Genomic DNA, 18278 nt, shown 5'->3' on the forward strand with positions numbered 1-18278 from the left:
GGATAAGTCTTTATTGCTAATACAGTTACTTCAAAGTCTGGTTAATTGTTATAAGGTTAATTGCTTCCAATCCTGCTTTAGCTCTCCATTTGTTGAGCTTTGCAACCTTGGCAGGTGCCCTACAATCGAATAAATCGATGAGGGACTTGATGATTTTCACGTCATTAGAATAGATAAGGCTCTTAATATCTTTGTGTACGATTCTGAGGTTTGCATAATCATCCGTACCACCTTGGCTTGGTGGATTAAGATATATGCATTCCACATCTTCAAACGCAAGAGACACCTTTGAGAGTTCACACTTACCCTTTGATGCCACAAATCTTGATAGGCGGTTGTCACAGAATTCGATACTATGATTCGTGTCGTTATCTCTACTCAACTTCAACAGCGTTTCTCCATATTCAGATTTAGCAAGCATGCGGTGAATACGTTCACGTCCCTGTGGGGTGTAACGATTGGTGTCCACTCGGTAGAACATTGGATTTTGCGTCCTACAGTATGCTACAGGAACGACAATCATACCATTGATATATCTAACCTGTTTGGACTCCCCATATCTCTGATAGAAATATTCGTCCATCGCACCTTTCAATGTCGGCGGTTTTTCCTTGGAGAGGTCAGCCCGACTATTCAGTCTCGTCTTCATGGTTATGTCAATCGACGGGAACAGTCTGTGAACATCTGAATTTATCATAGTAGCCATGTTATAGTACTGATGCATACCAATGACTGCTTGGTTGTATCTGATGAGGTCATCGTGCTGTGATTGTTCACTCTCATGAGATTTACAGGCCTGCGCCATGGCATTTTTCAGCTTCACTCGTTGAGAATTGATGGCTTTGTCAGTCATATGAGACTTGATAGACCATTTCTTTCCCTTCTTGTAAAGTTTAAATTTTATGCCTAAAAAGTCGCTATAGCCTTTGGTAAGATTCGTAATTCGTGACTTATCTGGAGATGTTTCCAGCTTTAGTCTGTCCATTAGCCATTGCTCGACCGCATGCTTTAGCTTGGAAGCATCAGAATACGACCTGCAAAATATCTTAAAATCATCCGCATATCTCACTATGTGGCACTCTTTCAATCGGGACTGTCGCAACTTCTTGTACAGATTCCCTTTATTCGGGGTACCATTTTTATTCATATAAATATCGCTTTTCAGAGGATGCTTTGCAGGCATTTCCTCCCATTGACTGGCTATCCACCAATCAAGCTCATTCAGCACAATATTTGCCAGTAAGGGACTAAGTACACCGCCCTGAGGCGTGCCTTTGTCGGGTACCGTTCTAACCCCATTTTCTTCAATTGGAGCTTTTAGCATTTTTCCAATTAAGGAAATCAGCCTTTTATCACGTATTCCCATCGTCCATATCTGTTTTAGTAGCTTTCCATGGTCGACATTATCAAAAAATCCCTTGATATCTACATCAACTACATAGTGGAATCCGTCCACCTGCGCCAGTTTGTAACACACGGCAACGGCATTCTTAGTGCTACGATTCGGTCTGAAACCATAACTGTGCCGATAAAACTTGGCTTCGCATATAGGCTCCATGACCTGCAACACGCTTTGTTGTACAATCCTATCTAATACCGTAGGAATTCCTAATGGTCGCATTTTCCCATTTGGCTTTGGGATATATACCCTTCTCACCGCTTTAGGCTGGTAGTTAAGAATTTTGTCCCTAACACATTGAACCAATGCTTCCTCTGACATCTCAGCTAAGTCCTTAAAGGTCTTACCGTCGACACCAGGTGTGCTGCTTCCTTTGTTTGATTTGAGATTACGGTATGCCATTTTGATATTGGCATCTGAACCGATAATACTTATCAGATTCGTGAAAATCTTTTCGCTCGCACTATCCGCATATAATGCGTCCTGTACTTCGACCATGCCGTAGTACTCAGCATATCGGATAGCACTTTTCTTTAACAATTCCTTTCTTTGCATAGTCAACATCACCTCACTCTCGCAAGACTTGTTTCTCTTAGTCATACTCGAACCTATGAATGTTAACTGCATTACTTTATTACACTTGTTTTGTCGACTGGCAGACTGACCAGTCGTCCCACTAGAGGCTGTTGCTCCACTCCCATTACAGAAGCTTCATCGCTCGTGCCTCCGCTCTCACAACGATAAGCCCCTTTTGCCGGAGATAGGACAGGGCTTCGCTGACTGCCTTTAAGTCCTGTGAAGTTCCCCGGTTCTGTCCAGCCCTTGTCCAGTCCTTCCGTTCTTCCTTTCGTATCTCCATATACTTCATCAGCAGATTGGGAAGAAGTGTCGCTTCCTCCGCCGCCTTTTGTGCAAGCAGCTCCTTCCGTTTTTCTCCCAGCTCGGTAATCCAGCCTTTGAGGTTTTGGATAAGCTGCCGGATGGACTTCATCAGGCGGTTGGCGGCTCTGATTTCCCGGTTCAGGTTGCCGATATTCGTCTGGATACCTCGCTTTTCCATCTGCCGGACAGCAGTCCCCTCATGGACAGTGGGGACTATATCAAGCCCCTGTCTGGCATAGGAACGCAAGTCCACACGCTCCGGGCGGTCATTGGCGTCCAGATAGCGGTTCTGGATAACCTCCCATTCATGCCGCCAGATTTCACAATACTTCTGGTCGTTCCAGTCCACCGTATCCTCCTTGTGGCTTTTCCACCTGCCGGACGGCAGCTTTATCCGTTCCCCATTCTCGTCAAGGTCATAAACCTTGCGGCTCTTGGGAAGCCATTTTCCATGTTCATCCATTGCCCGCATGGTCAGCAGGACATGGGCGTGGGGATTGTGTCCCGGCGGATGGGGGTCATGGATGGCAAAATCAGCAATCATGCCTTTGGAAACAAACTGCTGTTCACAAAACTCCCGTACAAGGACAGCGTACTGGTCGGGCGGTATCTCTCTGGGAATGGTAAGCACCCACCGCCTTGCAAGCTGGGAGTTCCATTGCTTTTCCACCGCTTCGGCGGCATTCCATAAAGTATTGCGGTCTGCATATTCCTGTGGAGCATTTGCCGGGAGCAGGATTTCATTGTGGACGATACCACGCTTTTCCGGGTAGTGCTTTACTTGCTGGTCGTATTCACAGAACAGCTTTTCGCCGCTTTGGTAAGCAGCGGCGGCAACCGCAGACTGCCGCTGGCTGCGCTGAACAATCGTGATTTCGTTGTGTGGACAAGGCATTTCGTGTCCCTCCTTTCGCTAATTGGTGGATGGGGTGGCGTTTTACCACCTCATTTTGGGCAGAAAAAAAGCAGGAGACCTTTTTCAGATTTCCTGCTCGGTGTGCCACTGTGTGAGCGGCGGGTATTTAGTTGTAAAAGTTCGGGACAAGTTGACCCGATGTAAAGCTAACAAACTGGAATTGCACCAAAACAATCTAAGACAACAACGCTGCCCTACTTGCGATTTTTTCTTGTACTGCGGAAACAGTTTCTTGAATGGAATAAGTGGTCGTATCTATAACATTCGATTCATATATTCCCAGATTGCAAAATTGCTCCCACATGGTTTCTACCAATTCGATATTTGTCTTTCGGTCTAACTTTGAGCGTTCAACAGCTCGCTTCAAGGTTTCTTCCTTACTTGCCCTTAAAATAATATAATGCACCTCATAATGTTCCCGAACAAGACTTTGCCACGGCTTTAAAAACCACGGTCCGATAATACCGTCAACAATTACATCATATCCACCACGAGCATATCGCTTCGCAGCTTCTAAAAACGCTTCAATGACAATCAAATTTTGCTCATTTGATTCTGGCAAATGCGGTGGTATTGCCCCTTTACTCAAATAATGATAAAAGTCATCTGTGTGCATATGCACAGACTTTTCCAAATCTGATTCTTTTGCAACAGCAGATGCCGTTGTAGTTTTTCCTGTCCCCGGCGCACCTGTGATTACAATAATTCTACCTTGATTCATCTATATTTTACCTCCACAAATTCCGATTGAGATTTCACCTGTTTTAAGAAATTTAATAACTGTTATATTTTATTATTAAATTCTTCGCAACCCCTTGAAAACACTGGATTTGTCGCAGGTGAGCTTTCCCTTATTATTTCCCTTGTGTTATATCGTCCCATCAGTGTTTATGCACTCTGATAAGGGCAAATACAAGGGCAAGAAAAATCTATAAGACAGTATAACACAAAATAAAAGTGACATGGTGAACTGATTGAAATGCTTCTTAATTTTTGCTACTACTGATTGATTAAATGATAAGGAGATGGGATACGATGAGAACAATATTTGCAGAATACAATCCACAGTGCAACAGCATTGATGTATATACTAATACGGGCTATATACTCCGTATTGATTGTTGGGAAGCAGAAAAAAATTTAAGAACCACACCTGGATCTGATTGTGCTTTGACATCGCTTGCAATCGATGAGCCATTAGAATATGCAAGGTTATATCTTGATGGGAATTTACAGATGTGGGTAGATGCTGAAGATTCATTAGAGTTATGATTATTCCAATCAAAATCTACTAGAATTTATTAAAAATTAGCTTCATAATTTTAAAAGGACAGCCCTATTGCTATGAGGCTGTCCTTAAAAATACAATAGATAAACCTAGATTATTCTTGCTACTATCTGATTGTTAAATTTTCTGTATTCCATATTGCAAATCTCCCTTTTCGCAATATTTTATTAGTATGAATGCCAGAATCGCTGAAAAAACACGTGCCAATACCGTACTCCACCATATCATAATCTGTCCACCAAATAAAGGTGGTAAAACAAGCATAAATATCAGCATCAATACTGGTTCAATGAATGTAAGAATGTATGACAATCCACTTTTTTCAGTAGCATAAAATCCAGCTGTCGCTATTCTGGTAATCGCAACAAATGGTAATGACACTAAAAATATAGGTACAATTTTAGAAATCTCAATACTTACTTCATAAGAAGCTCCGAAAACCCCTCCAATATTTGCTCTGTTTACATACATGATAATTCCACCACAAACAGCAAGAATTATTGCAAAAATGTATGCCATTCTCTGAACTCCTCTCAGGCTTTCTTGATCCTTCTCACCATAAAAACGGCTCATTAAAGGTTGACTTCCATCACCTACGCCCTGCAATATGAGATATATGATACAGATAATATAGGATACACATGCATAAGTTGCAATAGCTTTTTCTCCCCCATAAGAAGCGGAGAATCGGTTTATAAACACCAATGAAATATTAGGAGTCAATGCTAGCCCAAATGGTGCAAGACCTACTCTGAATATAGCGCCACACATTTCTTTTACATTTTTTAAGGATACATACACATAAAACTTTTTATTATATAATGCGTATATGATTGCAATTGCTGCAGTCACACCCTGTCCGGCTATTGTAGCTGTGGCTGCACCTTTCATGCCCATTTCATATATCCATACAAAGATAAAATCCAGAACAATATTGGTTATGAATCCACCAACCATCGCAAACATTGACCAGAAAGAGTTTCCATAATTTCTAATGAATGGCATCATTCCAGTTCCAAGAATCTGCAATATTGCTCCAAGTGCTATAATTTTGATATAATCTGTCGCATTTGTTAATATAATTCCATCTGCTCCAAGCAATCCTAAAATTTTAGACGAAAAGGAGTAAATAATTATGGTACTGATAACACTTACTATTACAAGAAGCCACCAGCTTGTAGCAATAAATTCTTCTGCCCGTTTTCCTTTCTTTTCTGCTGCATTAATTGAGTAATAAACAGCTCCTCCCATACCAATTCCTGTTCCAAGAGCCTGAATCAAAGCCACAATCGGATATGCAATATTAATAGCCGAAAGTCCAGCATCTCCTATGGTATTGCCTACAAAATATCCATCCACTATCGCATATATTCCTGATAATGCAAATGCTATAATAGATGGAATAACATATTTAAAAAATAATGATTTATGATTCATTTTTCTTACAATCTCCTTCCTTGAAAAGTCTGATAAACAGCTCTGTATTATCATTAAGACTTTCTATATTCTCTAATCCCATTTTTTCGATTACATATATTTCTTTTGAGTGCAGTTTTTCTATGATATCTTTCGTATATTCCATTCCTGATTCTGTGAGGCATATCAGCTTATTTCTCTTGTCTGAATCATCAGATACCATATTGATGTATCCTTTTTTCTGAAAATCTTTTAGTATCGTATTTACCGTTTGCTTAGGTATATTCCATTTTTCACTTATCATTTTCTGCGTGCATCTTCCATTACTTTCATAAAATGAATACAAAGCAAAAACTCCATTTGAAGACAGTCCCTGATCCTTTGACCATTCCTCATACATTGCTGTACATTCTTTCCATAAAGCATAATATCGTTGCAACTGTATTATCATATTATTATCTTTTCTCATCTTTTTCCTCCTTAAATTAGTACGAATCCGGACTTTTGTATTATAGTCCGAGTTCGTACTAATTGTCAAGATTTATTTATATACTTTTTCTTTATATAAACAATCAATAGTCCCTTACTAAGGACAGGAAGATTATGAAATTTCCCTGTCCTCTTTTAATAATATCCTCGTTCTTCCATCCAGTCTTTCACATAACATCTGATTCCAATATAAATAATATGCGACAGTAATAGCAATACAATAAGATTTATCGGATTAGCGTTTTTAATCCATTCTCCAAAGTAAATTACAACAGCTGTACTCGTTATCGCTACCACGATACTGATGATATCCCAACAATATTTCCGGTAGATTTTTCCTACCTGATAACCAATCCCGATTATCAGCCACCCGGTTATTACGAATAAAATTGCCATGACAGTACCGGCAATCAGCCAGTACACAATCCCGGAAAGAATACTGTTAGGTATTCCACTGCTTAACTGTCCGAAAGAGTCTGCACCTGTCACAAACTCCCGAAATAAACTTCCCATTCCTTTTCCTAACGCACCGAAAAAGACGATACAGTCGTTAAGGAAAACCGGCGAAAGAATCGCAGTAAACAGTGTTGTTGTTATGCTGTACCATGCCAGTAGAAACAAGATACTTTCATAACCAATCGTCATATTTTTATATTTCTTTTCTAACTGGCTTTTACGGCTATCGCATTTTTCTTTTGCTTTCCGGTAAGCAGTACGGTCACATTTTTCACATTTCTCATAAGGCACTTTTTTCTCAACAGCTACCTCTACCGTCTTTTGGTGTGTCTGTGCATAAAGTTTTTCCTGCTCTGCTTTTTCATACTTAAATTTCCATGCCACGGCTTCTGCGTCGGCTCTTTTCCTGCTGTCTGTCTCGCTGGTCAATCGTTCCTCTGTTTGCCTTAATCTTGTCCGCAATGCTTCGATATTCTCGGCTCTGTTTTCGCTGTTCAATTTCTCGTTCAAGGTCAGCGATTCGCTTAGCTGCCTGTTTAGTTCCTGGATTGTCTGGTCTTTCTGATCCAGTTCGTCCTGCATCTGTTCGGTCATCAGCAGAAGTTCTTCCACCTGCCCGACGTTCTCTAAGTTTCTGCATTCGCTCATCGATCTCCCTCGCTTTCTCTATCTGCTGTTTAAGGTCAGCAATTCGCTGTTCTGTTTCTGCAATAAGCTGTTCTCGTTGTTCAGCTTCTGCGTTAATTCCTGCCATTGCTGATTCTCGTTTTCCAACTGTTCGATTCTGGTTTTCTGTTGCTCGATCTGTGAGAGCAGTTCTTCTGTATCTGGCAAAAGATTTAGCAGCCTGGATAATTCGCTGTTTAAGCTTTTTAAACTCTGGTTCTGCTCCTGAAAAGACAGGAGCTGCCTGTCCCGTTCCTGCAATTCCTGTACCATCTCTGCCATAAGATTCTGCTGTTCCTCGATCTGGTTTATCATTGTCTCCATCATGGGAATGACTTCCCGGCTTTCTTCTAATGTCACGCAATCGCTCCTTCCATTGTGTTAATGCACTGGATACTTTTCCAAAAGAAATCTGTATTTTATCCAGCAGTGCATTTTGTCTTTTTATGATCTGGTTTTCCTCTACTTTCCATGAAGTAGAGGATGTCTGTCCGTTTTGAAATTTCTCGTCAATTTTTCTGGCATCTGCGCCCTCATGGATCGTCGGTATCTCTAATTTTCCCTGCCTTGCATAAGAACGATGGTCAATGTGATTTTCCGTTTTCAAATGTGCATTACAGACGTTTGCCCATTCGCTCCGCCATAGCTCACAATTTTTCGGATTGTTCCACCCGGTAGCATCGGTTAATACACGTTTCCACTGTTTGCGGTTCCTTGTCCCGACTTTCTGGACTCCATTTTCATCAAGTACGGGGATTCGGATTCCATGACGGTCAGGGTTCTTTTTATCCTGCCACCAGTCCGGATGGGATTCATCCACCACAATATTTCCATTTTCATCTCTGACAAACTCCCAATCCTTGATTTCTTTGTTACCCCATGAGTGGTCTGAATTGAATGGTCGCAACGTCACCAATAAATGCACATGGGGATTACCATCTCCTTTATCGTGGATACTCCAATCCGCACACATTCCCTTATCTACAAAGGTCTTTTGAATATATTCAGTTGTATAATCAATCTGTTCCTGTCGGCTCCATTCTTTCGGAAGTGAGAACTCAAATGACCTGCCGAGTTGTGCATCTGAACTTTTTTCTATCCTCAAGACTTCATTCCATAAACGCTGCTTCTGAAAAGTAAGTTTGAATTTTTCCAGTGCAGCATTTTGGTTATCTGCCCTTTTATATCGGACAGATTTCTGGAACCGTCTGATATTTTCAGCAGGTACATTCTGCCATTCCTGTGGTGCATTTTCACACATCAGCAGGCTGGTATAAACGACTTCTTTTTTTGAAGTATAGTAGCTGATCCTGCCTGTTTCTTCATTTTTCATCACATCGCCATTGAGATAAGCAGACGCCGATATGATGGATTTTCCTTTGCTGCGTCCAACAATCTTTACTGTATAATGAAAAATCGCCATGCTCCGTTTCCCCCATTCTGCCGTATCCGGCTTTGATTTCCGGCAGGTAACGTTTTTCCTAAAAGAAAATGGTATCTGCCGGAGCACCCTCTGCGTAAGAGTGCCCTGTGCATAACAGCCTGCATGGAATGTGCCCCTCTGGCGAAGAGTGCCTCCTGCGGCATGAGCAGGTCTGGCTGAAAGCCCCGCCGACGGAACGAGCCCGGCAAGCGTAAGCGCAGACCGGTTGCCACCTGTGGCAAACTTATACGGACGACCTCTGGTTGTCCATAAGTGCGCCCTTCATAAAAAAGCAATGAAGGGAATGGAAACTCCACTCCCTCCGGCATTACACTTCCTCCGTATTTGCAACTGGCTCTTTCTGCATTGCCTTTGAGAAGAATTTCCCATTTGCTTCCTGCCTTTTTAAGAAGCCGATCAGCTTTGGGATATCATCTTCCTCAATCGCAGAACCCAGTACCGATTCCACTGCACCGCCAATCTGGCAGAGCCTGTGTGTCCGTTTTTTGGTTTCCACATCTTTCTGACGTTTCTTCAGTTCCCGTTTCTGTGCTGCATACTGTTTTGCTTTCTCAAGGCTTTCCTGTTCTTTCTTTTCCAACTGGAGCATACGCTCCTCATAACTCTTTGTTGATCTTGCCATAAATATCATCGTCCTTTCTTTTTTTCCAAACATAAGTTTCCTGTTGTCTGTCAGACGAAGTACATGGTATAATCTGCTTGCGTGTAGGTATATCATGACTCCGGTCTGATAGAACCTTTGGCGGTTTCTTCGGGAACCGCTTTTTTAAGTTGAACCGTTTCTTGTGACTGCTTTCACATTTCCCTTATCCCTCAAGTCCCTGCCCTCGTTGGCTTCCATAAAAAGTTCCAGCATATCCGTTTTGATCAGGACTTTTCTCCCAACCTTCAATACCGGAAGTTTCTTCCACTCTACCAACTTTCGCAGGGTGTTCCTGCCAATTCCCGTATAATCAGCAGCTTCCTCAATAGATAAGGCAATCTTTCTTTGCGTCATATGACCACCTCCTTTCGAATTGCATTATGCAATTTCATTTGTGCTGTCAGTATAGCGTGTTTATATTGCTTTGTCAAGCATTATGAAATTTTTCTGCTTTTCTTAAAATTGCATATTGCAATATATTTTGTTGCGTGGTATAGTAATGACATACCGAAAAAGGAGGCACATCAGCATGAAAGATAAAGAACTACGCAAGCTGATTGGCAGCAGGGCAAAACAGCGCCGTCTGGAATTAAATCTGACACAGCCTTATGTCGCAGAGAAGATGGGAGTTACCGCTTCCACAATCCTGCGTTATGAGAATGGTTCGATTGACAATACCAAAAAGATGGTACTGGAAGGTCTTTCGGAAGCACTTCATGTATCGATTGAATGGCTCAAAGGGGAAACCGATGAATATGAAACTGATATTACGGATAAGAAAGAATTGCAGATTCGTGATGCGATGGGCGACATTCTCAAACAGTTTCCTCTTGACCTCAATAAAACAGAAGACGCTTTTTCTAAAGACTTACTGCTGTTAATGTTAAAGCAATATGAACTGTTTCTGGATTCGTTTCAGTTCGCCTGTAAAAATTACAAAGGCAGTACCAAAGATGCGGACATTGCCAAAGTAATGGGATTTGAATCGAAAGATGAATATAATGAGATTATGTTTCTCAGGGAGATCACACATACTGTCAACGCATTTAATGATATGGCAGATGTTGTAAGGCTCTATTCAAAGAAACCGGAAGCGGCAGAACAAAGGCTTGCAAATCTTTTATCCGAAGTTATGTATGACGATTCTGAATCGGTATAGTAAGATAATCGGAGTTATGATACAATGAGCGCAAGCGAGTCAAGCTGTTTACAGATTTGACGAGCGGCGAATTGGCTTATGGACTTGTCCATAAGATGCCTACACGCAAGAAGCATTTCAGCAGTTCCGATTGTCTGATATCGAAAGGAGACATACGATTATGGCAAAAGGATCTGTTAGAAAAAAAGGAAAAAAATGGTACTATCGTTTCTATGTAGAAGATGCAAGCGGTAAAATGGTTCAGAAAGAATACGCCGGAACCGAAAGTAAAAGTGAGACGGAAAAGCTTCTCCGCAAGGCACTGGAAGACTACGAAGATAAGAAGTTTGTTGCAAAGGCAGATAATCTTACCGTAGGGGAACTTCTGGATATGTGGGCAGAAGAAGAACTGAAAACTGGGACACTCAGCAACGGTACAGTGGAAAATTATCTTGGTGCAATCCGATGTATCAAAAAACACCCGATTGCAGACCGCAAACTGAAAACAGTTACTGCCGAACATTTACAGGCATTTCTTGATCTGCTTACATTCGGTGGTGAGTTTCCAGACGGGAAAGTAAAAAAGGGATACAGCAAAGATTATATCCATTCTTTTTCCGCAGTGTTACAGCAGTCATTCCGTTTTGCAGTATTTCCAAAACAGTTAATCAGTTTCAATCCGATGCAGTATATTAAGCTGAAAAAGCAGGCAGAGGAAGTTGACCTCTTTTCCGATGATGAAGTGGAAGAAGGTACACAGCCGATTTCACATGAGGATTATGAACGGCTTATCCAATATCTGGAAAAGAAAAATCCACCTGCTATTCTTCCGATTCAAATTGCGTATTATGCCGGGCTCCGTATCGGGGAAACCTGTGGTCTTACATGGCAGGACATTAACCTTGAGGAACAATGCCTGACCATAAAACGCAGTATCCGCTACGACGGCATGAAACACAAAAATATTATCGGACCAACGAAACGGAAAAAAGTAAGGATTGTTGATTTTGGAGATACGCTGACTGAAATACTGAAAGCTGCCAGAAAAGAACAGCTCAAAAACCGGATGCAGTATGGCGAATTATATCACCGCAATTACTACAAAGAAGTGCATGTGAAAAACAGGGTATATTATGAATACTATCATCTTGACGGAACACAGGAAGTCCCGACAGATTACAAAGAAATCTCCTTTGTCTGCCTGCGACCAGATGGCTCTTTGGAACTGCCGAGTACACTCAGCATTGTATGCAGATCAGTGGCAAAGAAGCTGGAAGGATTTGAAGATTTCCATTTTCACCAGTTGCGTCACACTTATACCAGCAATCTGCTTTCCAATGGAGCTGCACCGAAAGATGTACAGGAACTGTTAGGACACTCTGATGTCAGTACCACAATGAATATTTACGCTCACTCAACAAGAAAAGCAAAACGGGATTCCGCAAGACTTCTTGATAAAGTAGCGAGCAATGCTTAACTAAAAATTTCCCTTATTTCCCTTGCGGATTCCGCATAAGGGCAAAAATAAGGGAAAATACATATCATTTCACTATTTAATGGGCTGAAAAGCCTGTAAAATAAGGAAAGTTCAGGAAATCTCTCCACAAATTACGATTTTCTTAATTCTACAAACTGGAATTTGAGTCTCTGTAAAGCTGGAATTAACCCATACAATTATTTTAATTTAGAGGTTCTTACGCAATTATCCGTATTTTGTAATTTTTCAATACTGGAATGCCAGTGTAAATCAGCATTCTCCATTTTTATTAAAGCGAAAAACGTAAAATTGCGGAAGAACCAATTTAGATATTCACAATTTTACTTGCCACAGTATCTCGAAAAACACTGTCATGTTCTACCAGGAGCATGGTCGGGGCAAACTCCGTTATGAGTTGTTCAATCTGCATACGTGAGTACACATCAATAAAGTTGAGCGGTTCATCCCATACATACAAGTGTGCCTTTTCACAAAGGCTTTTCGCAATTAGGACTTTCTTCTTTTGCCCGCCAGAAAAGTCTTTAATATCCTTTTCAAACTGTACACGCTCAAAGTCCATTTTCCTAAGAATTGCCTTGAACAAACTTTCATCAAGGTTGTTTTCTTCTGCAAACTCGGAAAGGGTTCCACATAAATACGATGTATCCTGTGGCACATAAGAAATTACAAGCCCAGAGCCAAGTGTTACTGTACCCGTATAATCTATGGACTGCCCGACTACCAACTTTAACAGGCTACTTTTGCCACTGCCGTTCTTTCCATCAAGCACAATGCGTTCTCCCTGTCTTATTTCAAACGAAACGGGTTCACAAACTGAAATGCCATCATAATAAACTACTACATTCGATAATGATGCAAGCAAATCTGTATGGTAATTAAGCGGTTGTATCTTGAGGGCTTCTGCGGTTTCCATATTTTTCAGCAATGCTGATTTTTGTTCGATTGTCTGTTGTTGTCTCGCTTCTATAGATTTTGAACGCTTCATCATTTTGGCGGCTTTATGACCGACATAACCTTTATCTGCTGCCCCAATTTTGGAAGCTTCTACACGTTCAGACCATACTGCAGCGCGTTTTGCCGACTGCTGTAATCGTCTGATGTCCTTTTGCAAACGTTCGTTCTGAGCCAGTTCAAATTCTTGCTGTCGCTCAAAATTTGACATCCATGATGAAAAGTTTCCTCTTTGCACTTCGATATTCGCTCGGTTAATCGATAGAATATAGTCAACACAATCGTCAAGAAAGCGACGATCGTGAGAAACTAAGATGAATCCCTTTTTCTTTTTCAGATATGCCGCCACACTTTTTCTCGCTTTGGCATCCAAATGGTTGGTAGGTTCATCAATCAGTAGGAAATGCCCTTCATTAAGAAAAAGAGCGGCAATCAAAACCTTTGTCTGCTCTCCGTTGGAAAGTGTTTCAAAAGGTCGCCAAAGCACATCGACATCAACATCAAGATAAGAAAGTTCTCGCATAAGTTCCCATTCTTCCGCAAGTGGGCAAATCTCCTGCAATATATCCTCTGTAATACGATTCTTATCTGAAACGGGATAAGGAAAATAATCAAACTGTACGGATGATAGGATTTTTCCACTATACTCATATTTCCCAAGCAGAAGATTCAGAAAGGTTGTTTTACCTCGTCCGTTTCTGCCCACAAAACCAAGCTTCCAATCGGTATCAACCTGGAAACTGACATTTTCAAAAACATTATCATAACTTGTCGGATATGAAAACGTAAGGTTTTCAATTTTAATCATTGACATAAATATTATCCTCCTTTGCATGTCATACGATACAAAGTCGGTTCGGTGAATGTTTACTACGTATAGATTTCACCAAAAGGAACCGACACTATACGGAGTGAATCATGTGTAACTATCTGTTCTGCACTATTCATAAAGCACCTCCAAAACAAAATAAGAGCCACAAGAAAGTTTATCCTTGCAGCTCGTCATAGCATAAAATAACACCACTAAGCAAAAGTGGCAACAGCACTATATTGAGTAAGATAGACATATAACTTTCTTGCAATAGACACAATAATGCCAAAGTATAGCACTACCGCATATTTTGATTTTATTTGCAAGAAAAGTTAATCATCTTCCCACCTCTTTCTAAATTTCAAAATATTATACCATAAATCGCAGGCAAATACAAGTGGTTATAAAAATTTAACAAATCGCTTATAATACAATCATATAACTTTACGCATTCCTTACTGACCGTAAAATTCCGATTTATTGCTGACTTTATTATACTTTATTGCCTATCGAAAAGATAGCATATTTTATGAAACTTGTCGGCTGGGAACAGCTTGCAACGCAAGGTGTCCCCAGATGACAAGTCCACAAAAGGGTAGCTGGCGGTAGCCAGCGCAGGGGAAGCGTAGCGTCCCCTGTATGATTTGGAGCAGACCATGACTGCGAAAAATCACAGCCCTCCGGCAAGGAGCCTTCGGAGAACGCAATGCACCAACCTTTGGGTGGTGTATAATTGCGCCCTTAGTAAACTAAGGGGTTTCCGGCTTCTCACGTTCCAGCAGTTTCTTCAATAGTTCCTGCGTGTCCTGCCTGTGAAAAATGAGTGTCAACAACAGCATGACATCATCATCTGTCAGGCGTTCCGGCTCTTGCAGAAAACTTTCCAGCATACCGCCACGAGTACAGAGCCGGTGTGTCCGTTCTTTTCGGGTAAGCTGCTTTAGCTGGTGCTGCAATGCCTTTTCATCATTGATGGCTTTCCGCAGTTTCTTTTCACTCTTTTCCAACTCTCGGTTGAGCTTTTCCAGCTTTGAGGTATCAGGCAAGGGCAGCGTCCTCCTTTCCCGGTATCAGCACATAAATCCTGTTTGGTTCTCCAACGCCCTGACGCACTCGCATGATCAGTCCGGCGGTTTCCAGTTCATTCAGAGAACGCTTGACCGTCATGGGGCTGCGGGACAGGACTGCGGCAATGGCTGTGACAGGGAAGCAGATAAACAGGATTCCGTTCTCGTCCTCCTGTCCGTTGGATAGCATAGCGTCCAACATCCGGCAGTACATGACCTTTGCGGTGCTGCTGACTGGAAATCCTGTCAACGCTCTGGGAAAGGGCATACAGGGCGGCAACGGTGTGCCTATCGTCATAAATTCAAAATTCATTCGGTGTGTTCCTCCTTTTTCTTTGCTCTTTTGGATAAATAACGGGGGCAGTCAACCACAACCGCCCGGAAGCTCTGCTTGCACCCATGCTTGCATTTCCGGCATAATTCGTTGTAAGTGACACGCCCCCGGTCATTGAGGTAAAAAGAAAGCTCATGCTTCCTCTTTTTGCTCATTCTCGGCATATTGCGTTTCCTCCCGTTTTAGTGTATAGTTTCGGGGCGATTTTCGGCAAAATTACGGTCATAGAGCCGTCTAAAATCTCCAGAAGTATCAGCAATAGGGTAGACTATCCCCCTATCAGATTGTCGTGTTTCGGTATCATTTCGGTATCAGTTCGCCAGTTCTCCCCGGTGTCGTTCCTCCCCTGAATCTCACAGCGGCGTATTGCTCCCTTTGGTACGCTCGTTTCGGTCAGGGTTCCTCCATATCCCTGCCAAAAGTCATGGCGCTACATCGCCGGGGAAGCATATCCCACACAGGCTGGTCATTCGATTGGAATAATCCATCGATGAACTACCTGTATCATAGAACATTTTTGTGCCCTGTGCCGTATGTCCACAAAGTAGGAATTAAGGGTAAAAATCAGAAATTTCCACGATTGCGGAAAGTATGATATAATCCAGTTAAGCGGCAGTAATGAAACCGCCGGAAAGGAGCGTGCGCCCATGAAAGGAGCGACAAGCATACAGGAACGCCTTTGGGAACTCCGCAAGGACAAAGGCTTAAATCTGGAAGAATTATCAGAGCTGACGGGCATTTCCAAATCAGCTCTTGGCAGTTATGAAAAAGAGGATTATAAGGAAATCAATCATGGCAACCTTATCACGCTGGCAGACTTCTATGGGGTTTCCGTTGATTATCTGCTGTGCCGGACAGAGAACCGGGAGCAGATCAACACGCCACTAACAGAGCTGCATTTGAATGATGAGATGGTGGCACTTCTGAAAGGCGGTCGGATTAACAACCGTCTGCTCTGTGAGCTTGCCACTCATAAGGACTTTATCAAGTTTCTTGCGGACATTGAGATTTATGTAGATGGGATTGCCACCATGCAGATTCAAAACCTCAACGCCCTTGTCGATACTGTCCGGCATGAAATCATTGAACGGTATCGCCCCGGCGAAGACGACCCGCATTTGAAAGTGCTGCAAGCCGCCCATATCAGCGATGATGAATATTTCAGCCACATGGTTCTTGATGACCTCAATCTCATTATCCGGGATATTCGGGAAGCCCACAAAAAGGACAGCGAGAGTGCGCCCCAGACCACCGTTGCCGATGAATTGAAAGAAAATTTGGAAGCGGTTGAAAATTTCAAGGGCAGTCGGGATGAAAAGCTGGTTGTCCTTTACTGCAAGCAGCTCGGCATCAACTATAAAAATCTGTCAGACGAAGAATTTCGCTGGCTCATTCGGATTCTACAAAAATCAAAGAAAACAGGAACTCCTATCAGTCAAAGGAAAAAACGGTAAAGAAAAACCGCTGTTGCATGGTTGTGTTTGCTTCCATGTAGCAGCGGTTGGTGCTATACTTATTCAGTTAAAATTTCAAAGCGATAAAGTGGAATTTATCTTAGAAATTACAGCAATGTTATTTTGATAAACTTTCAAGAATTGAAATATCATGCTTATCTTTATCTCTTAATTCATAACCTGAATGGAAAACTCTTTGGCCTTTTAAGGATATACAAGGAATTGTTTTTCCTTCAAAAAAAGCACTACCAAAGTAATCTTTTTCAAACTCATACCAGCCACCCTCTAAATCAGCTTGTTTTGAAGTTCCGTCCTCACTTAAAACGAACGGGTGAATGTCTAAGTAACCAAGTTCATCACTATATAACTCTATTCTAACCGGTTTCCAGTCTGTATCAATTTTATAGCCCAGATTCAAAAGCACATTTAACAATTTTTCCGTATGTTGAGCATCAAAATTTATATCTATATCTCTATGAATTCTTGTTTGTTTACCAGCTAAAATATCTACACCCCATCCGCCATCCAACCAGTATGTAATTCCAGTATTTTCGAATAATTCTATTACTTTCATTAAATCTTCTTTTGTTGTTATTTCTTTTCTACCCATACAAAGTCTCCTTTACAACTTCTAATTTGTAATAATCATTCTACCATACCGTTATGAATAAATCATCTCATGTAAAACAATTTCTTCTGCCCGGTTGTGAATGTTATTGCAACGCTGCACCCATTCCATTTGACGGGTACGCTTCAATTCCTCGGTCACGCCCTCGGCAGCTTTCATCTGCTCCATGATGGTGTCTAACCGTTTCTGTGCCTGTTCGTTCAGGTCTGCAAGATATGTCCACAATTCCCCGGTCAGGGTCAATGTGTGTAATCTGGCTGGGCAGACTTCTCTTAAATATTCCCGGTGCATCCGTCCGTACTTTCCGATGGGGCGGTGTTCCTCCGGCAACTTCAAGTCCGGGATGTAGTAATCTCCAACAAGGATATAATCAATTCCGTTTTCTTTTATTCTTGGTTTCAATTCGCTCATGTTCCTTACCTCCTGTGGAAGCAGGCTCGTCTGGTACTAACTCAATCACATCGGTAATCTCACAATTCAGCGTTTCGCAGATACGGGCTAATGTATCCATGCTGATGTGCTTTCCCTCTTTGCTCATGTTGGCAATCATATTTGTTGTCATACCAGCGGCAAGCCTTAAATCCTCTTTTCTCATATCACGCTCTAACAGTGTGTGCCAGAGTGGTTTATAGCTGATGTGCATATTGTTTTCCTGCCTTTCTATCCATACCACCGGAGCGGCTGCCCCGGCAGGAACTTTTCTCTTATTATAGCACCAATCTTGTGAAATCACAATTTATTCTTGTAGCCTGCCGCTGATACCGTCTGGATTGGCTTTTCCTTTCTTTTTGTTCCCTT

General features: G+C 41.8%; 19 protein-coding genes and 1 pseudogene. 4 read left to right on the forward strand and 16 right to left on the reverse strand.

Annotated features, from left to right (window positions below; translation table 11 throughout):
* Window positions 1-25: 25 nt before the first annotated feature.
* The 3 genes and pseudogenes from ltrA to DWW86_RS09820 form a co-directional block, all read right to left on the reverse strand.
* Window positions 26-1954 carry a group II intron reverse transcriptase/maturase gene (gene ltrA / locus DWW86_RS09810; RefSeq protein WP_286187697.1) on the reverse strand — a complete coding sequence of 643 codons (1929 nt, stop codon included), beginning with the start codon at window positions 1952-1954 and terminating at the stop codon, window positions 26-28.
* A gap of 178 nt (window positions 1955-2132) precedes the next feature.
* Window positions 2133-3176, reverse strand: a pseudogene (gene mobQ / locus DWW86_RS09815) (MobQ family relaxase); the annotation flags it as partial.
* A 196-nt stretch (window positions 3177-3372) separates the two neighbouring features.
* Window positions 3373-3918 (reverse strand): P-loop nucleotide/nucleoside kinase family protein, encoded by a 546-nt coding sequence (locus DWW86_RS09820; RefSeq protein WP_002584326.1) that lies wholly within the window; start codon window positions 3916-3918, stop codon window positions 3373-3375.
* A 293-nt stretch (window positions 3919-4211) separates the two neighbouring features.
* Between DWW86_RS09820 and DWW86_RS09825 the strand changes: the two genes are divergently transcribed.
* Entirely contained in the window at window positions 4212-4469 is a 258-nt protein-coding gene (locus DWW86_RS09825; RefSeq protein ID WP_009321643.1) for a DUF6061 family protein, read from the forward strand.
* A gap of 133 nt (window positions 4470-4602) precedes the next feature.
* Here DWW86_RS09825 and DWW86_RS09830 read toward each other — a convergent pair whose 3' ends face one another.
* The 6 genes from DWW86_RS09830 to DWW86_RS09860 form a co-directional block, all read right to left on the reverse strand.
* The gene (locus tag DWW86_RS09830) at window positions 4603-5922 is read right to left on the reverse strand and encodes an MATE family efflux transporter (RefSeq protein WP_109214827.1); all 1320 of its coding nucleotides are present in this window, start codon (window positions 5920-5922) and stop codon (window positions 4603-4605) included.
* Complete coding sequence (locus tag DWW86_RS09835) at window positions 5912-6370, reverse strand: MarR family transcriptional regulator (RefSeq protein WP_108817235.1); 459 nt, start codon at window positions 6368-6370, stop codon at window positions 5912-5914. The genes DWW86_RS09830 and DWW86_RS09835 overlap by 11 nt, the downstream gene beginning before the upstream one ends.
* Window positions 6371-6525: 155 nt before the next feature.
* Window positions 6526-7275 (reverse strand): DUF6040 family protein, encoded by a 750-nt coding sequence (locus DWW86_RS09840; RefSeq protein ID WP_009243742.1) that lies wholly within the window; start codon window positions 7273-7275, stop codon window positions 6526-6528.
* Window positions 7214-8935, reverse strand: a complete 1722-nt coding sequence (locus DWW86_RS09845; RefSeq protein ID WP_109214826.1) for a MobA/MobL family protein — start codon at window positions 8933-8935, stop codon at window positions 7214-7216. The genes DWW86_RS09840 and DWW86_RS09845 overlap by 62 nt, the downstream gene beginning before the upstream one ends.
* 328 nt (window positions 8936-9263) lie before the next feature.
* Complete coding sequence (locus tag DWW86_RS09855; protein ID WP_002578306.1) at window positions 9264-9578, reverse strand: DUF3847 domain-containing protein; 315 nt, start codon at window positions 9576-9578, stop codon at window positions 9264-9266.
* A 144-nt stretch (window positions 9579-9722) separates the two neighbouring features.
* The gene (locus DWW86_RS09860; RefSeq protein ID WP_002578307.1) at window positions 9723-9953 is read right to left on the reverse strand and encodes a helix-turn-helix domain-containing protein; all 231 of its coding nucleotides are present in this window, start codon (window positions 9951-9953) and stop codon (window positions 9723-9725) included.
* Between the two features lie 175 nt (window positions 9954-10128).
* Between DWW86_RS09860 and DWW86_RS09865 the strand changes: the two genes are divergently transcribed.
* Together DWW86_RS09865 and DWW86_RS09870 are read left to right on the forward strand one after the other, a co-directional pair.
* On the forward strand, window positions 10129-10758 hold the full coding sequence (locus DWW86_RS09865) for a helix-turn-helix domain-containing protein (protein ID WP_009243739.1): 630 nt from the start codon (window positions 10129-10131) through the stop codon (window positions 10756-10758).
* 160 nt (window positions 10759-10918) lie between these two features.
* Window positions 10919-12214: a tyrosine-type recombinase/integrase gene (locus DWW86_RS09870; RefSeq protein WP_009321335.1), complete on the forward strand. Its 1296-nt coding sequence runs from the start codon at window positions 10919-10921 to the stop codon at window positions 12212-12214.
* Window positions 12215-12539: 325 nt separating this feature from the next.
* On the opposite strand, the gene DWW86_RS09875 is transcribed toward DWW86_RS09870, so the two are convergent.
* The 4 genes from DWW86_RS09875 to DWW86_RS09890 form a co-directional block, all read right to left on the reverse strand.
* A complete protein-coding gene (locus tag DWW86_RS09875; protein ID WP_002584327.1) occupies window positions 12540-14000 on the reverse strand; it encodes an Lsa family ABC-F type ribosomal protection protein in 1461 nt (486 codons plus the stop codon).
* Window positions 14001-14746: 746 nt separating this feature from the next.
* Window positions 14747-15043: a DUF3847 domain-containing protein gene (locus tag DWW86_RS09880; protein ID WP_002584328.1), complete on the reverse strand. Its 297-nt coding sequence runs from the start codon at window positions 15041-15043 to the stop codon at window positions 14747-14749.
* A complete protein-coding gene (locus DWW86_RS09885; protein WP_002584329.1) occupies window positions 15036-15377 on the reverse strand; it encodes a replication initiator protein A in 342 nt (113 codons plus the stop codon). Before DWW86_RS09885 ends, DWW86_RS09880 begins: the two co-directional genes overlap by 8 nt.
* Complete coding sequence (locus DWW86_RS09890; RefSeq protein ID WP_002584330.1) at window positions 15374-15562, reverse strand: hypothetical protein; 189 nt, start codon at window positions 15560-15562, stop codon at window positions 15374-15376. The genes DWW86_RS09885 and DWW86_RS09890 overlap by 4 nt, the downstream gene beginning before the upstream one ends.
* A gap of 483 nt (window positions 15563-16045) precedes the next feature.
* On the opposite strand from DWW86_RS09890, the gene DWW86_RS09900 reads away from it, so the two are divergent.
* A complete protein-coding gene (locus DWW86_RS09900) occupies window positions 16046-16852 on the forward strand; it encodes a helix-turn-helix domain-containing protein (RefSeq protein ID WP_002584331.1) in 807 nt (268 codons plus the stop codon).
* 118 nt (window positions 16853-16970) lie between these two features.
* Here DWW86_RS09900 and DWW86_RS09905 read toward each other — a convergent pair whose 3' ends face one another.
* From DWW86_RS09905 to DWW86_RS09915, 3 genes are read right to left on the reverse strand one after another with little or no spacing between them, the layout of a single operon-like run.
* A complete protein-coding gene (locus DWW86_RS09905) occupies window positions 16971-17462 on the reverse strand; it encodes a nucleotidyltransferase domain-containing protein (RefSeq protein WP_002584332.1) in 492 nt (163 codons plus the stop codon).
* A gap of 51 nt (window positions 17463-17513) precedes the next feature.
* Window positions 17514-17891 (reverse strand): TnpV protein, encoded by a 378-nt coding sequence (locus tag DWW86_RS09910; RefSeq protein ID WP_002584333.1) that lies wholly within the window; start codon window positions 17889-17891, stop codon window positions 17514-17516.
* Window positions 17851-18213: a helix-turn-helix domain-containing protein gene (locus DWW86_RS09915; RefSeq protein WP_007887891.1), complete on the reverse strand. Its 363-nt coding sequence runs from the start codon at window positions 18211-18213 to the stop codon at window positions 17851-17853. Before DWW86_RS09915 ends, DWW86_RS09910 begins: the two co-directional genes overlap by 41 nt.
* Window positions 18214-18278 lie beyond the last annotated feature (65 nt).

Origin of the sequence: Ruminococcus sp. AF17-22AC, assembly GCF_003460065.1 — a bacterium.
Taxonomy (GTDB): Bacteria; Bacillota; Clostridia; order Lachnospirales; family Lachnospiraceae; genus Blautia_A.